Below are 17,224 nucleotides of genomic sequence, written 5' to 3' on the forward strand. Positions count from 1 at the left end.
TATTATTCGCTGTGCGTATACCCTGGTTTCTTTTGATTTCACTTCCCCGCCTCCCTGAGCAGAAAATTCCGTTCCCTGACCTCAAATAAAAAACCATTTCAGCCTGCAGAAAAATTTCTGATACGTTTATTTGAGTAGCTTACTTATCGTTAATCCATTAGCTGTCGTCGGAAGCAATTGATATTCCGCAATGCTGCCATAATCGCTAATCAGGCGAACCGTGACGCTGTCAATAGTTGCTGATCGAGATGCCTTACTATTAACTAACATTTCTTTGCTGCCAAAAGGAGGAATCATATCGACAGCCAGCGAAGATTTCGTACTACCGGATGTAATATAAGCCGAATCGAATGAAATATAATAAGGCGTCGGATTGATGACTTTAATTCCCCTGGCAGGACTAATAATTTCCCATTTCAGCTGCTCAACTTCCTGAATACTCCCGCTTTTCAGTGCTGACGGGCGATAAAAAATTTTAATACGCGTTCTGAATGCCAGTTCAAGACGATCCAACTCCTTCACTGCTTCATTTTCCGGCGGAATTTCCAGTAAATTAAACCAAAACACTGATTCACGGTCTTGAGGAAGACTCATACCATTATAAATAAGGCGAACACTCTGCCCTTTACCTGGCTCGACGCGGTAAATCGGAGGCGTGACAGTGAACGGTACTTTTATGCTATTGATATCGTCATTTTTGCCGCCATCATCAACCCATACCTGCGCCAGCAACGGTACCGAGCCTTTATTGGTTGTTCGTACGGTTTTTTCGCGAGTATTCCCTGGGAAAATAATACGGGTTCCGGAAATCGTCATACCTGCAAAAGCGCTCTGTGTTATAAAAACCAGAGAAACAAAAGCAGTGATTAATTTTAAAATAATCGCATATTGATATTTCATAGCGCTACCCTGCATGTATGACATCCCATCACATTAAATAGCAACAAAGTTTTTTAATAAAAGGGCGATTACTCGCCCTGCTTCAAGCTAAAAACCAACAGTTATGGATAAACCAGGGTATAACGCGCCTGCGCGTATACTTTCCCTGCAGTGGTGGCACCTGTTGCGTAGTAACCTCCATAGTAACGCATGGTTGCCTTGCCGCTATTGACGGTGAACTCTTGACCCATTTCGCCCAGTTTCAGGGGCTGTTCATCAGAGTTGTACAGACGAACCTCTACATTTGTCGCCTTCGTCGCGCTTCCAGTGAATTGGTTAGTCAGGTTACCAGTAACGCTATCCACGCCACTTGAGCCGATCGCTTCGAAGTGCGCTGCCACTTTGCTGATACCCTGCGGGCAACCTTCAACATTCAGGTCGAAACCTTTTGAACCTGCGGTCGCACCGGCCGTCTTCAACGTCTGAACGGATACTGTCGGCAACTGTACCTGACGGTCAATAGAGTCGCTGGCGATAGAGCAGGTTTCCGTAATTAATTCACCATTAAAGGTTACAGTGCCCTGAGTTTCAGCCAGCACCGAAGCCGATGTAGCCGCCAACGCCATTGCGCACAGTGTCAGTTTTACATTACGCATGTGATAATCCCTTATATGCTTATTATTAAACGTTAAGTAAAAGGAGACTGCTATCATCTCCATTTATGCCCTGTTTTCTTAACAGTTAGTCTGTTGCCATTTCCTCCGTGTTTCTAATAATTTCGATATCCTTGCTATGTGACAGGACTACATGCATAGCAAAATTTTTATTTTTAGAAAAATTTTCCCCTGCCATATTGAGAACAGCCCTGCCGATTTCAGGAAGAATATTTTTCTCAATAAACCTAATCAGCATTCTTGCACCTGTTTCTGCTACTGGACATTGTTCTACAATATGCTGAACCAACTCATCACTAAACGTTAACGCAATGTCATGATTGGCCTTCGCGCGTGCTGCGATACGACTCAAATGAATATTGACAATATGTTGCAATGAAGAAATAGATAACGGCAAATAAGGTATCACCGTCACCCGCCCTAAAAATGCTGCCGGAAATACTTTTAACAATGAAGGCTGTAATATCGTTAATAAGCTCTCTTCATCCGGCATGGTTTCAGGATCGGCACAAGCACTGCTAATAATATCGCTGCCAGTATTACTGGTAAGCAGAATAATGGTATTACGGAAGTCTATCTGCCTGCCTTCGCCATCTTCCATCGTTCCTTTATCAAAGACCTGGAAAAACAGTTCATGAACATCCGGATGTGCTTTTTCCACTTCATCCAGCAAAATCACACTATAAGGTTTACGGCGTACCGCCTCGGTTAAAACACCACCTTCACCGTAACCTACATAACCCGGTGGAGAACCTTTCAGTGAAGAAACCGTATGCGCTTCCTGATATTCACTCATGTTGATGGTGATAAGATTCTGTTCGCCGCCATAAAGCTGACCTGCAATCGCCAGCGCGGTTTCGGTTTTACCAACGCCGGATGGTCCCGCCAGCAAAAAGACGCCAAACGGTTTTTGCGGGTCGGCAAGGCCAGCACGCGCAGTCTGAATATTCTTACTTAGGCACGTCAATGCATACGGCTGGCCAATGACCCGTTCTGACAGGCGCTGCGGCAGCTCCATGACTGTGCTGACATCATCTTTCAGTACCTGTCCTACAGGTATACCCGTCCAGTTAGCCACAATTGAGGCGACGACTGCGGCATTCACCTCCGCCTGAACCAGCGGCTGTTCGCCGCGTATCTCGCTCAGTGCCGCCTCCAGTTGGTTAAGTCGAGCCTGTAAAGAGGCCACGGTCTCTTGCTCTGGTACGCCTGACTCTTCTTTCGTAGCGGACAGAAGTTGCTGACGCGTATCGTTAATGCTGGCAACCAGTTCAGACTCTTGCGTCCAACGGCGATCGAGAATTTTCGCCTCTTCCGCATGTTCCGTAATCATGCTCTGGATTGGCGTAAGACGCTGCTCGTCTTCTTTTCCGAAATCAATCGCCTTTTCAAGGAGCGACAGTTCAGCCTGTGCGGACTGGCTGCGGAATTTCAGTATTTGCAGCTCCGTCGGAGGCGTGTGCTGTGCCACCGCTACCCTGGCACAGGCAGTATCCAGCAGGCTTATCGCTTTATCAGGCAATTGACGAGCAGGAATATAGCGATGGGAAAGCCGGACAGCAGCCCGGACGGCCTCATCCATGATCCAGACGCCGTGATGTTTCTCAAGAACCGGCAGCAAACCACGCACCATTGCGATAGCCAACTCTTCCGAAGGTTCTTCTACCTGCAGCACCTGAAAGCGGCGGGTCAACGCCGGATCTTTTTCAATATGGCGTTTGAATTCACTCCAGGTCGTCGCGCCGATGGTGCGCAATTGACCACGCGCCAGCATGGGTTTCATCAGGTTCGCCGCATCGCCCGTTCCGGCATTGCCGCCCGCACCCACTAACGTATGAATTTCATCAATAAACAGAATTACCGGTTCTGCGGAGCCGACGGCCTCTTCCAGGACTGACTTGAGGCGCGCCTCAAATTCACCTTTCATACTGGCGCCCGCCGAGAGCGCCACCACATCAAGCGTCAACAAACGAACTTTCTGCAGAGAGGGGGGAACCTCGCCTGCCGCGATAGCCAACGCCAGACCTTCGACTACAGCGGTCTTACCTACCCCGGCCTCCCCCGTCAGTAATGGATTGTTCTGCCGACGACGCAACAGGATATCCACCATGGTATTGATCTCTTTATCGCGTCCCAGTACGGGATCGATTTTTCCTTCCCGCGCCAGTGCGGTGAGATCTGTCGAAAATTGGGCCAACCCCCCCCCATTCAGGGGCGATCCCATGGCATTACTGGCCTCGCCGGGAATCCCCGCTTCGCCAGTTATCACCGCATCGCCTGCCAGGTCGCTTTGTTCTGCAGAATCGCGAACGATATAGCCAAGGTCTTTATTTAATGGTTCCAGCGGGATTTTTTCAAATAAAGGAGAAATAGCGAAAAGCGCGCGACGTAATTCCATTGTGGTAAGCATTGCCATCAACAAATGGCTGCTGCGAATGCAACCAGCGTGGCATTCAAGGCTGGCGAATACCCAAGAGCGTTCAATCGCTAATTCTATATGATAAGAAAAATCAGATATAGAACTGGCTCCCGTTGGCAGACGAGTTAATGCCTGCGCAAAATCGCGTTCCAGCATTTCAGCATCAATGTCGAAATATCGAATAATATGCTTAATATCACTGTCTTGCTGCTGATATAACTGATTTAACCAATGCACCAGCTCAACATAAGGATTGCCACGTAATTTACACAGTGTTGTTGCACTTTCTACACTTTTAAACAAGATAGTGTTGAGCTTGCTAAATAGATTTTTTCTGGTTATTGCCACAATAAAATCCGCCCTGATTTAATCCGAAATTTGATTGCCGTGCTCATCCACTTTCCCTCCTGGGCAAGAGATAAGAACACCCTACTTTTTATATATTCGTCAATAAGATTTACAACTCAACTGCCAAGTCAACCATTAATCATTTTATTTATTCCTGTTAGGCATTCTATTTATTTGGCTGGTAAATAAAACCCCTCAACAAAGAAATTGTGGCTTTTAAGAATTTAGCCCGAGAAACATTCCTATCATTTGACCGGCAAAGAATTCTTTTTCAAAACAAAAATATTTCTTTTTCAGAATACAGCCCGAGAGACATTCCTAAATTAACAAAAACAATTAATATGCAAAGCAAAAAAATACTTTTTACTTTTAGAATGATGTTAATAAAGAGAGGAAAAGGAGTTCGACGAGAACCGCATGATATTCCTGCTTCTCCTGCTTCTAAGCATTACCGTTAGTTAGATTTACCTTGCCGATAATTACAGGATGCCAAGTGGAACACAACTTTCTGGATTACTACAATCGGGAACTGACTTTCATCAGGGAAATGGCACACGAGTTTGCTGCCCGCCACCCTAAGATTGCCGGGCGCCTGGGAATGAACGGCATTGAAATTGCCGATCCTTATGTTGAACGTTTAATAGAAGCTTTTTGCTTTTTATCTGCCAGGACGCAGATAAAGCTCGATGCTGAATTCCCTAAATTTACCCAGCGCTTGCTTGATATCGTCTATCCCAACTATAACTCGCCAACACCTTCAATGGGGGTCGTGCAACTAAAGCCGGATCTGAGTGAAGGCGATTTAACGCATGGCTATCTCATTCCTAAACAGAGTGCGTTTTACAGCCAAATCCTGCCCGGTGAAATGACTCGCTGCGAATTTAGAAATAACCAGGATGTGACATTATGGCCGCTGGAACTTACAGAAGTCAGACTAACCTCGGTTCCCCCCGATATTCCTGACCTTGAACACTATCGTATCAAGCGCCATCAGTTAAAAGGCGCACTACGCATGAAATTGAAACTACAGGGCGATTTGGTTTTCTCCAGCCTGAAAGGACTGGATGAACTTCCTGTTTATATTCAGGGAGATGAACGCATTGTTTCACATACCTTTGAGCTGCTTCACGGCAGCCATATTGCAACAGTAGTACGTAGCGGAGAACAAAATAAGCCACGGCACCATGTCATCAGCCATCAACCGCTAAAATTCGAAGGTCTGGCGCCTGATCAAAGCCTGTTACCGCTGCAATGGAATATGTTTCACGGTCATACATTAATTCAGGAATATATTGCATGCCGTGCGCGTTTTTACTTTTTTTCTCTCACTCAGCTCTCCGCTGCGCTGGAACAAAACAATACTAACGAAGTAGAAGTCATTATTCTCCTAACTAAATTGCCGCAGGATCTTACTGTTCATCTCGACGCTTCACGTTTTTTACTTTTTTGTACTCCGGTCATTAACCTGTTTCCGAAACGGGTGGACCGCATTGAGATCAACCGGGCATTGAATTATTTCCATATCATTCCCGATCGCAGCCGCTCACTCGACTATGAAGTTTTTTCCGTAAACAAAGTAGTGGGTCTGCAGGCGGAAACCAGCGAAGAGTTAATATTTAATCCGCTTTATCAAACTCGTCATAGCGATATGGGCAATTTTGGGCGTTACTTCTCTGTTAAGCGAGAGATGCGCGCTAAAGAGACCACCGGCCGCAAATATGACACCCGAACACCTTACAGCGGCACCGAAATTTTCATCTCGCTGGTCGACCAGCAAGAAGCGCCCTATAGCGAACATATTCGCTACCTGTTGGTCGATGCGATGGTCACTAATCGCGATTTGCCTCGTCTTCTCACCAATACCGGCAACTTCGATCTCACCATGTCGGATTCCGTCCCTATTCATGGCGCGCGCTTTGTCAGCGCGCCCAGCGCTCCACAACCTCCATTATCTGTGGGTGAGTCCGCATGGAGGCTGATCCGCCAGCTGAGCTTTAACTATCTGCCGCTCTCGGATATGGAACACGCTCAGGGCGGCGAGTCGCTGCGCAATATGCTAAGGCTGTTCACCAGCGCCGCTGATCCTGAACCCATTGAGCAAATTAACAGCCTGGTAGGATGCCAGACCAAGCCAGTCGTACGCCGCCTGGCGGACGATGGATTGCTGGTCTACGGACGCGGAGTAAACTGTAGCCTGACCGTGGACGAAGAGGGTTTCTCCGGCATAAGTCCCTATTTATTTGGCCTGGTGATGGAAAACTATCTGGCGCGCCATGCCTCCATTAACGTATTTACGGAAACTGAACTGCACTCCATGCAACGCGGATTGATCGCGCGCTGGAAAGCGCGCCCGGGCAGACGGGGGGCGTTATGACAAAACCTGATGGGCTGGAAGCCTGGTTTGATACTCAGGTTCCATGGGAGGCGGGTTTCATCAGCATCATGCGCGCAATGGCCGCCCGTACACCTGCTTTGCCACCGCCGGGTAAGGCCACGTTGCCTTCTCAGGAGCGCTTCCGCCTTGGGCAGGTAGCAAGCATGGTCTTCTCGCCGCGCGAGATAGCTGCCATCAGCCAACAGGATGACAAAATTAAGCTTCAGTTGTTCGGGTTGGGGGTTTGGGGCGCGCAAGGGGCGATGCCGCTTCATCTTTCTGAGCTGGCCTACTCACGCTATGAACAACACGACCACACGCTAATCGACTTCGTGGATATCTTCCATCATCGGGCGCTTAGCCTGTTCTATCGTGCCTGGTTTTTATCGCAGGATACTGCCTCGCTGGATCGTAAAGACGACGAACGTTTTTCATTTTATGTCGGTAGCCTGGTAGGGCTGGATCCAGCTGAACTGGCACCAGAACCGCTTCCGGTTCACGCCAGGCTGGCCTCTTCTGCGCATTTGGTTCGTGAAGCCCGTAATCCAGACGGCCTGCTGGGCGCTATGCAGTACTACTTCAACGTTCCTGTTCGAATGAAAGAGTTTGAGCTGCAATGGATTTTCCTGGACAGCAAAGATCAAACCGCGCTTGGCGATGACTGCTACGCATCTTTACTGGGCGACGGTGCGATCCTCGGCAACACCGTACTGGACAGGCAGCACAAATTCAAATTGTTAATGGGACCACTTTCCCTCTCTCAGTACATGCTTTTCAGCCCATGGGGTCGCGACCTGTCAGTACTTCGTGAACTGGTGCGCAGCTTTATCGGTTTCGAGTATGCCTGGGATGTCCAGTTAATACTGGCACCCGATCAAGTACCGCGCGCCACGCTCGATGGTAATCATCAGCTTGGTTACGCCAGTTGGCTAGAGAGGGAGACATGCGACTCGCCGGTTTACGGTATGAGCTTCGAACCGGAAACGTATCATCGCTAATAATCGCTCCGAATTAAGGATACCAACAACAGGGATAAAAAATAAAACGTGATGAATCATATACCAGTCCTGGCCTGTTCAGATTATTACCAGCATGTCATGCAGCCAGTCACAGAGGATGCCCCCTGCGGCGCAAGTCTGGATTACGATCCGGCATTTATCATGCTGCAATCCCAGATCCAACCAAAACTGGGAGCCGAATACGGCAGCTTCGTCGAAGCGGCGGAACCCATTAACTGGACGGAAATAGAGCAAAATTGCCTTGCCCTGCTGCAAAAAAGCAAGGATATCCGGCTGTTGGTTATCCTGATGCGCTGTCGATTACGTAAGATTGGCCTGCCTGCGCTGGCGGAGGGTACTGAAGTCCTCCACGCCTTGCTGAAGGCCTGGCCAGACGATCTCCATCCCCAATTGCTGGACGAGGGGGAGTTTGCCCCTATATTGCGAGCGAATGCATTCGCCGAACTGGAGGATATTCATGGTCTGCTGGCGGATTTACGTAACCAGCCGCTTCCACGAGCCGCTGGCCTGCAAATCAGCGTAAAGGAGTTTGAAAAGGCACACCAGGTTCCCCGGGAAGAAGGCGCTCTGCCAGAGACGGCCATCGCCGCATTAGTGCACGAATGGCATCTCAACGCACGAGACGCGATCCGCCCACTCACTCAGGCGCATTTCTTCTTACAGGAGATAAAAAAAGAGCTTGCCGCAACACTTCAGGATGAAGCGCCGGAACTGAACGTGCTGGAAAATATTCTTGCCATGTTTTCCAGTGAATTCGGCAGCACAGCGCCGGCGGCAGACCTCCCTGCAGATACCTTACCGGAAATCCCCGCACAGGAAGAACGTCCTGTTCCTGTAATCAATGCCGCACCGCTTTCCGTTGAAGCCCCAGCGGTTAGTGGCGAGCGCCCTTCGGCGTCGCCGGAAGTCCGCAAGGGCATTAACAACCGCACCGATGCGCTGCACCGACTGCAAGAAGTTCGCAGCTGGTTCGCAATGACCGAACCCAGTAGCCCGCTCATTCCGGTTTTGAGGTACGCAGAGGAGAGCATTGGGAAAAATTTCGCCGAACTCTTAAAGATGTATCCCCCTGAAATCGTCGCCATTCTGAGTCAAGAGAAGGAATAAAAGATGTTAAGGATCGCTATCGCTCTGCTTTCCACGATATTGATATCGCCTGGCGCCTGGGCCGTCTGTACGCTTGCGCGCGGCCAGCCGACGCCGCTCGCTATCAGCTCACAGGTGATTACCCTATCCGCCGATCAGGAGATCGATACCTCGAAGGAGTTCGCTCAGTACGACAGCACGGTGCTGGGAGTCGGTGTTGGCTTCAACAAGTGTGATGCAAATACAGAATATGGAAAGCGCGCGGTAAATCTGTTGGGCCAGGATCCGAGCACGAGGATCTATCAGACCAATATTCCCGGTATTGGCGTTAAGCTGTTATTCAGCAATGGTGAGGCCTTTGGTAACTTCCCGTCCACCAGCTACCTGAAATTTTCTCCTGTAAAGGATAAGAATACGGGGGAATGGGTGATACCAACAACCGGTACGCTGGATGTTGGAGCGGGATCGTTCTACCGCATCCAGTTTTTTAAAACCGGCAGAATACGCCTGAATAGCCCAACGGGCGATACCGTATTGCCCGCAGGGCTAATTGGCTATAACTATATAATGAGTGCCAATCCAGCCAATTTCACTGTCAAACTAAATATTGGCGGGATGAAAATAGTCAGCACCCCGGCGTGTACTACCGATAATGCCAAAACCATCGATTTTAATACCGTGACGCCCACGCTGTTAAGCGCAGGCGTGACCCGCAATATGGATTTCGCCATTGTGTGTAAGAGCGACTATGGCACCTATTCAGCCAAAGCCTCAATAATCACCGATACCCCCTCTTCAGACGGCAGCTATATCCGGGTCGAAGATGCGGCCGGCAATAAAGACAGGCTGAGGATCCGCATCACCAACGGTAATAACCAGTTGATGAAAGTCGACGGCACCACTTACGAGCAAAAGAGCAATATCACCAGCCAGGGGCCCGCCGAATTCTCATGGAAAGCCACGTTAATTCCAGGCAATACCGCCACGCCCGCTGGTGGCATTTTCACAGCAAAAGCAGAAATCATTTTTGATATTCAGTAAACGGAATAATTAATGGATCAGGGAAATATGGATAACCCAGCGACAATTTTTATCAGCATCGCCAGCTATCGCGATCCGGAACTGTTGCCGACCCTCAGGGATATGCTGCGCCATGCTGCGCATCCGGAAAATCTGCATATTGCGATTTGCTGGCAAGACAACGAAATGCCAGAGGTTTTCGAACAGGCCGGGTTTACGCCACAGGGAGGCCGGGTCGTCGAAGGACGCGAAGTATTGATGTTTCGCTATAACCAGGCCCGCATTGATGTTATCAGCGTCCACTATTATACCAGCCAGGGGGCATGCTGGGCGCGCAGCCTGGCGGAAACGCTGTTCGAAAATGAGCATTATTTCCTGCAGATAGACTCTCACTGCCGCTTTATTCCTGACTGGGATAACGAAATGACAGTCATGCTGCGACAACTACAGACGACGTCCCCCCGCCCGATAATCTCCTCTTATCCCCCGGCTTACAAGCCAGGGGACGACGAAGAGGCCAGTAAAAAGACCTATGTTAGCCGTTTGATTTTCCGTGAATACGACACGCAAGGCATTCCGATGTTTAGCTCTACGCCGTTTCAAGCCGAGGTACCGGTACGCGGCAGCTATCTGGCTGGCGGATTCATCTTCACTCTCGGCGATTTTGTAAAGACGGTACCCAACGATCCACAGATATTCTTCGCTGGAGAAGAGATAGCCATGGCGGTCCGTGCCTTCACTCACGGCTACGACGTTTATCATCCCCATAAGCCGCTGCTCTGGCATTACTATCAGCGTAAAGAACACAGCAAAGTCTGGGGCGATCACAATAATCAGGCGAAGGATCAGGGCAAAGTCGAAAAAGCGTGGTGGGAAAGAGACCTGATTGCGAAAAAAAGGGTCAGGACCTTGTTAGGACTGGAAGAGAAAGAATCTGTCGCCAGCCTCGCCCCTTACACGTTAGGCAATCAGAGAACCCTGCGACAGTTTGAATATCAGGCTGGTATCTGCCTGCAAAAAAGCACGGTTTTGCCTGAAGTCCTGGATAGCGAAAAAATTAACTTTTTTGCGACACCGCCAGCCGACGAAACGGAATGGCTTAACCGGCAGTTCGCCTACTACAAAAAATCCATCACGCTGAACGCATCAGATTATGAGACCGATGAAACCAGGATGAGCAATCTGCATCTCAGTGTTTATAACGCGCAGAATATCCTGCTGTATAAGCGCACGCTGGAACCCCAGGAGCTGGAAACGTTACGCACCGAATCGGCCGATAATCTCCCTACGCTTTTACTTGAGTTTAAAACCGCCAGCATTGACAGGCCTTCTGTTATTCGAATATGCCCGTGGTCAGATACCTCAGGCTGGGGCAACGTCACGGAGAAAGCATGGTGAAAAGCGAAACCCTTTTTTGCAGGCTGACGGGCATCGATACACTTCTCTCCTTTGACGGGATCATTCCTTCCGCTGCGGACTTTCAGCTCAGGCTGATCTCGCTCATCGAACAATTTAATAAGGCGCTGCTGACGGAAGACCAAACACAGGCAGAGAGTGAATCGCTCTGCCGCGCGCTATGTTGTTATTTCGATAAACGGCTCACCAGTAATGAGCAACATAACTCTCTTTCCTGGCAACGTTATTCACTGGTGCATTACTTTTACGGTTACACCGAAAGTCAAGAAAACCTCACGCTCTCCGCCCAGCTTGACGCTCTGCTCAACACTGACAGCGAAGTGATATTTCGCTACGCGTGGAAGCTTTTAATGCTGCTGATACAAATGGAAGGGCGAACTGAAAAGCTCATTACGCTACGTACTGCCTGGCGGGCTCGCTATTTTTCGCGCGCGCGCGCTCCATTACGCTCATCGGCAGGAGAACCGGCGTCGTGGATCGTACAACACGGCGATGCAGGGTCCCCCCGATTGATGGTCTTTATTATTGGGCCGTTCGCCGGTAAGTGGTTTAGCCAGGCCAATCTCTCCTCCAGTAGCGACAACAGTATCGTCTGGGTTGTTGCTGAACACGTCAGCACGCTGATCGGCCGACTGGAGCATGTAAAAAAAAGCCACGGCACGGTGACAACGCTGGCCTTCTTTCCGCTACTGGCAGATGGTTTCGAAAACAGCAGCGTCATGATTGAACAAATCACGGCGTGGCAACACGCTTTTTCATCAAACCGATTGCCGGAGCATTTACCTTGTCTGCTTGGGCTTTATACACGGCTAAGCCAGCAGCGCTATCCTCATGATCCAGACAGCGCTATCTGGACAGGCGGACTAACGGTGTCGCCTGACTGCCACCTCAAGCTGGAATCGCGTCTTGTTAACCTGATTACCGAGCTTGACGCCCGCGATGACGGCAGCGATCTCTACGCTATTCAGCGCCATGCCCTGGCCTGCACACTCATCGCCTGGTTGGCGGAAAAGCGAATCATGAGTGTGTTGCAAAACCTGTTCGACAGCACGCAAATCGATCTGGTGGGCGTTCTCCTTGCCGATTATGGACAAGGATTCACTCGCCATGGCGCCTGGTCGCTCTGGCTCGCGGAGAAATATGGGATCCTGCCGGGTTTGTCGACATGCATTGCCATGCCGCCGCTACCTGCAATTCCGTTGCTACCGCTCATCGAACAGGAACAAGAACCAGAAGCTGCGCCTGAACGTCCACCAGCGATCGCACTATCGCCGGTCCGCAGAAAGTGGCCCGGTATTGTCGCGCTACTGGCGATCCTTATCTGCCTGACGACGGTTTTTTATTACTACGGCAAGCGGAACATCGACGAAATTCAGAGTTACCTCAGCCGGATAACGCCGTTAAAAACGTTAATGAGGGAGCATGAAGAGAGTGCTGACGCGGCCTTATTCACCCTTTCCGGCACAGTGCCGCTGTTTGAAAGCGGCAGCAGCAATTTGAGGCCGGGCAGTGAAGAAATACTGGCGGGGCTGGTTCCCAAAATAAAGGGCGCGACGCAACAGAAGTACCTCATCATCGGTCACTCGGACAATACCGGATCCGCCGCCATAAACCTGTCGTTATCAACCGAACGCGCCAGGAAGATTCGGGACTGGCTGACAGAACAGACCGGTTTGCCGGCCAGCCATTTTATCATTGAAGGCGCGGGTAACTCCCGTCCAGTAGCCAGTAACGATACCCAGGAAGGACGCGCACAGAACCGCCGCGTTGAAATCATTCCGCTACCTGTACAACACCATTAAGGAATAAGAGAGAGTCACCTATGAGCAAAAAACCTGTGACCTATCCGCTTAACGAAGGGAGTTTCATGACATTCGACCCACAGGAGGATCAGTCAATTAATATCCTTCGCTTTATGGACGATGATCATAATGCCTATAATATTTTGATTAACCGCGCCACGCTGGAACAGGATCAGACAGTAGATGATTTTTGCGAAAAGCAATGGGATAAAATGAAACGATTTGTCCCTGGTTTTGAGGTGGAGGGGAAAAACCTGAAACATGAGATTGGCCCAGCAAAGCTGCCTGTGCTGCAAACCGCCAATAAATTTCTTGAAGATGGTGCGTGGGTTCGGCAGGTATCGTCAATTGTGACGCTACCCTGGCATCCGCGGCTTAATCCGCACTCACGTAAACTGATTGTGTTCACTCTGGCTGCCAATAATGATTTCACCGAAGCGCAGCGTAAACACTATGTTCGCATTATTAATAGCTTTATTCCGGCTGACGCCCCTCTTGCTGTGGAAAGCTAACGCAGCCCTGTTGTAACAATCCCGCCTCTAAAACCAGAATTTCGACCGAAATTCTGGTTTGTCTGGTTCCTGGCGAAGCGATTGTTCGCGGGAAGTTTTTATATTTATCACTTGCAATCACGCTTTCCGCCTGAAATTTCCCGCCGCGATATCAGGCCCGCGTTATAAGCCGAACGCGAAATTATCATTACGCACCGGCATGCCCTGCATGAGGATATTGTGCCGGGCAGTCTATGGCTGAGGCTCTGTTTTCACAGCCATCGTCGCTGTTTCAGCCTTTTTATTAGCAATGTTAATTATCACTACGTGGCACAGCCGGGTTTGGCGCGTTATCGGGGACCGAGCTACAAATGGTCTATCTTGTCCGCTGCCGCCCTGAGTGGCTGGAGGGCCATTTTTATCTTCCGATCAGCGCTCATTTATTAGTTGGCGTTCTACTCGCCTCATGAAGAATAAATAACGTTTTTTTCCTTACCGCCGCCGTTTATTCCGGCGTGGCCTCTCACTATGCGGTTAATCGTTATCCGGTGGCGGAAATAGCGCGTTTTTTTTCGCCATAAGTCGATTCTCGTGGCTATTTTTTGCCCCAGCATCAGGATCAGCTGCTATATAAAAAGCAGCGGATCATAATTCCTGCCAAAAAAATCGAAACTTGTAACGCTTATTCATATAAAATTTAACGCATCAGGAACATTTAGCTCACAGAAGAGCGCTATCAGGAACACTGAACACCCGTACTTTATCTGCTGGTATACAACCAGGCTGGTTGTTTACTTAGGTTTATGGCAACACTCAAGAGGACTAAATTATGGGGAAAGACTCCTCATCATCTTTACGCGTGATACGGCTTCTCACCGTATTATTCGCTGTGCTTTGCGGCGCGTATTTGCTGATTGGCGGGCTTTGGCTCTCCACAATAGGTGGTAGCTGGTACTACGTTATTAGCGGTATTGCGATGCTGGTAACGGCCTTTCTGTTATATCGTCGTCACAGCGCCGCGCTGGTGGTCTACGCACTGCTGCTGCTGGGTACGGTAGCCTGGTCAGTATGGGAAGCCGGTTTCGACTTCTGGGCCCTGGCACCGCGTACCGACGTTTGGGTTATTTTTGGCATCTGGCTGCTGTTGCCGTTTGTATATCGCGGCATTACGCCGTCTCACGGTAGCAAAGCAGGCGCTTCTCTGATGGGTCTGAGCCTGGCTGTCAGCGTTATTGTGCTGGCGTGGGCTGTGTTTAACGATCCGCAGGAGATCAACGGCACCCTGCCAGCCTCCGCACAAACTGCACCGGCTGCGGCTGATACCTCGATCCCACCGGGCGACTGGCCGGCCTATGGCCGCGATCAGGCAGGTACCCGTTATTCTCCGCTGACCCAAATCAACGAGAAGAACGTAAAAGATCTGCAGGTAGCCTGGACCTTCCGTACCGGCGACCTGAAAACGCCGAACGATCCGGGTGAAATCACCAATGAAGTGACGCCGATTAAAATCCGCGACACCCTTTACCTGTGTACTGCACACCAGATTCTGTTTGCTCTGGATGCAACAACCGGTAAAGAGAAATGGAAATTTGATCCAGGTTTGAAGTCAAACCCAACTTTCCAGCACATCACCTGCCGTGGCGTTTCTTATCATGAAGCTCCTGCTGCTGCTGCTGCTGCGGGTACTGCCGCGCCGGCACTTTGCGCACGCCGCATTATCCTGCCGGTAAACGACGGTCGTCTGTTCGCGCTGGATGCTGAAACTGGCAAACGCTGCCCGGACTTCGCTAACAACGGCGAGCTGGATCTGCAGCACAAACAGTCAGTCTCCACGCCGGGTTCCTATGAGCCAACCTCTCCGCCGGTTATCACTGATAAAGTCATTGTGGTCGCAGGCGCGGTAACCGATAACTACTCCACGCATGAAGCGTCAGGCGTTATCCGCGGCTTTGATGTGAATACCGGCGCGCTGCTTTGGGTGTTCGATCCGGGCGCGAAAGATCCAAATGCCATCCCGGCAGACGGTAAAACCTTCGTACCGAACTCACCTAACTCCTGGGCGCCTGCGGTTTATGACGCCAAACTGGATCTGGTTTACCTGCCGATGGGCGTCTCCACGCCGGATATCTGGGGTGGTCACCGTACGCCGGAACAGGAGCGTTACGCCAACACCGTTCTGGCTCTGAACGCCACGACCGGTAAGCTGGCATGGTCTTATCAGACCGTTCACCATGACCTGTGGGATATGGATCTGCCGTCCCAGCCGACGCTGGCTGACATTACCGATAAAGATGGCAATACCGTCCCGGTTATTTACGCGCCTGCCAAGACCGGTAACATCTTTGTGCTGGATCGCCGCAACGGTAAGCTGGTTGTGCCTGCGCCGGAAACCCCGGTTCCGCAAGGTCCGGCGAAAGGCGATCGCCTGTCGCCAACCCAGCCTTACTCAGAGCTGACGTTCCGTCCGAAAGATAACCTGTCGGGCAAAGATATGTGGGGCGCCACCATGTTCGATCAGCTGGTGTGCCGCGTTATCTTCCATCGTCTGCGCTATGAAGGCCCGTTCACGCCGCCGTCTGAACAGGGTACCCTGGTATTCCCGGGCAACCTTGGCATGTTTGAATGGGGTGGTATCGCCGTGGATCCTAACCGTCAGATCGCGATTGCTAACCCAATGGCGCTGCCGTTTGTTTCTAAGCTGATTCCACGTGGTCCAGGTAACCCGATGGAGCCGCCAGCCGATGCGAAAGGCGGTTCAGGCACCGAAACCGGTATTCAGCCGCAGTATGGGGTACCTTTTGGTGTGGAACTGAATCCGTTCCTTTCTCCGATTGGTCTGCCGTGCAAACAGCCAGCCTGGGGTTATATCTCTGCGCTGGATCTGAAAACCAACGAAGTGGTGTGGAAAAAACGTATCGGTACCGTTCGCGACAGCTCGCCGGTTCCTCTGCCGTTCAAAATGGGTATGCCGATGTTGGGTGGCCCGGTAACCACGGCAGGTCACGTATTCTTTATCGCTGCGACAGCGGATAACTACCTGCGCGCTTTCAGCACCAATACCGGTGAAAAATTGTGGGAAGGCCGTCTGCCGGCGGGTGGTCAGGCAACGCCGATGACCTATGAAGCCAACGGCAAACAGTACGTGGTGATTTCTGCTGGTGGCCACGGCTCTTTTGGCACCAAACTGGGTGATTACATCATTGCCTACGCGCTGCCGGATCAGAAATAATCTGACCCGCAACGCTGACAAAACCCCGGCCTGACGCCGGGGTTTTTTTATGCCTGCGGATCGCCAGAAAAGCCATAGCAACCTATAGCGCGCCGCGCACGATACAGCGTCGACCAAAATTAACTGGCGCAATAATGCTGAGATTACCGGCGGGCTGTTGATGATAATCGCGAATAAACGCATCGGCCTCCTGCACTTCCTGCAGGGCGCGGGCGCAAAATTGATACCAGGCGCGCCCCACTTCGGTGACCACCATGCGTCGGGTTGTCCGCTCCAGTAGCTTAACGCCCAGCCGGATTTCCAGTTGCGCAATCTCTTTGCTGATAAAAGATTTTGACAGGCCAAGGCTATTCGCCGCCTCGGTGAAACTCTGGGTTTCCACTACACGGGCAAAAACCATCATTGCGGTAATATTTTCAAGCGGTTGCATAAGGTTCCCCGTCAGCATGTGACGGACAGCCTGACAA

General features: G+C 50.6%; 11 protein-coding genes and 1 pseudogene. 8 read left to right on the forward strand and 4 right to left on the reverse strand.

Translation table 11 applies throughout. The features are described from left to right. Positions 1–126: 126 nt before the first annotated feature. The 3 genes and pseudogenes from ACQE3Y_RS13815 to tssH form a co-directional block, all read right to left on the reverse strand. Complete coding sequence (locus ACQE3Y_RS13815; RefSeq protein ID WP_426973197.1) at positions 127–900, reverse strand: fimbria/pilus periplasmic chaperone; 774 nt, start codon at positions 898–900, stop codon at positions 127–129. 101 nt (positions 901–1,001) lie between these two features. After that, positions 1,002–1,535, reverse strand: a complete 534-nt coding sequence (locus ACQE3Y_RS13820; RefSeq protein WP_426973195.1) for a fimbrial protein — start codon at positions 1,533–1,535, stop codon at positions 1,002–1,004. A gap of 199 nt (positions 1,536–1,734) precedes the next feature. Further along, positions 1,735–4,338: pseudogene (gene tssH / locus ACQE3Y_RS13825) on the reverse strand (type VI secretion system ATPase TssH); the annotation flags it as partial. A gap of 475 nt (positions 4,339–4,813) precedes the next feature. On the opposite strand from tssH, the gene tssF reads away from it, so the two are divergent. The 8 genes from tssF to ACQE3Y_RS13865 all read left to right on the forward strand — a co-directional run bounded on the left by tssF (position 4,814) and on the right by ACQE3Y_RS13865 (position 16,757). Next, positions 4,814–6,694 carry a type VI secretion system baseplate subunit TssF gene (gene tssF, locus ACQE3Y_RS13830; RefSeq protein ID WP_426973193.1) on the forward strand — a complete coding sequence of 627 codons (1,881 nt, stop codon included), beginning with the start codon at positions 4,814–4,816 and terminating at the stop codon, positions 6,692–6,694. Beyond that, a complete protein-coding gene (gene tssG / locus ACQE3Y_RS13835; protein ID WP_426973191.1) occupies positions 6,691–7,692 on the forward strand; it encodes a type VI secretion system baseplate subunit TssG in 1,002 nt (333 codons plus the stop codon). Before tssF ends, tssG begins: the two co-directional genes overlap by 4 nt. Before the next feature lie 51 nt (positions 7,693–7,743). Beyond that, the gene (locus ACQE3Y_RS13840; RefSeq protein ID WP_426981902.1) at positions 7,744–8,820 is read left to right on the forward strand and encodes an ImpA family type VI secretion system protein; all 1,077 of its coding nucleotides are present in this window, start codon (positions 7,744–7,746) and stop codon (positions 8,818–8,820) included. A gap of 3 nt (positions 8,821–8,823) precedes the next feature. Beyond that, positions 8,824–9,840, forward strand: a complete 1,017-nt coding sequence (locus tag ACQE3Y_RS13845; RefSeq protein WP_426981904.1) for a fimbrial protein — start codon at positions 8,824–8,826, stop codon at positions 9,838–9,840. A 12-nt stretch (positions 9,841–9,852) separates the two neighbouring features. Next, positions 9,853–11,217, forward strand: coding sequence for a GlcNAc-transferase family protein (locus ACQE3Y_RS13850; RefSeq protein ID WP_426981905.1), 1,365 nt, complete (start codon positions 9,853–9,855; stop codon positions 11,215–11,217). Further along, entirely contained in the window at positions 11,211–13,037 is a 1,827-nt protein-coding gene (locus ACQE3Y_RS13855) for an OmpA family protein (protein WP_426981906.1), read from the forward strand. Before ACQE3Y_RS13850 ends, ACQE3Y_RS13855 begins: the two co-directional genes overlap by 7 nt. A 20-nt stretch (positions 13,038–13,057) precedes the next feature. Next, positions 13,058–13,549, forward strand: coding sequence for a DcrB-related protein (locus ACQE3Y_RS13860; protein ID WP_426973184.1), 492 nt, complete (start codon positions 13,058–13,060; stop codon positions 13,547–13,549). A gap of 808 nt (positions 13,550–14,357) precedes the next feature. Further along, positions 14,358–16,757 (forward strand): glucose/quinate/shikimate family membrane-bound PQQ-dependent dehydrogenase, encoded by a 2,400-nt coding sequence (locus tag ACQE3Y_RS13865; protein ID WP_426981908.1) that lies wholly within the window; start codon positions 14,358–14,360, stop codon positions 16,755–16,757. 82 nt (positions 16,758–16,839) lie between these two features. On the opposite strand, the gene ACQE3Y_RS13870 is transcribed toward ACQE3Y_RS13865, so the two are convergent. Further along, positions 16,840–17,187, reverse strand: coding sequence for a LysR family transcriptional regulator (locus tag ACQE3Y_RS13870; RefSeq protein ID WP_426973182.1), 348 nt, complete (start codon positions 17,185–17,187; stop codon positions 16,840–16,842). Positions 17,188–17,224 lie beyond the last annotated feature (37 nt).

This window comes from Pantoea sp. FN0305 (genome assembly GCF_050113845.1).
Classification (GTDB): Bacteria; Pseudomonadota; Gammaproteobacteria; order Enterobacterales; family Enterobacteriaceae; genus Mixta; species Mixta alhagi.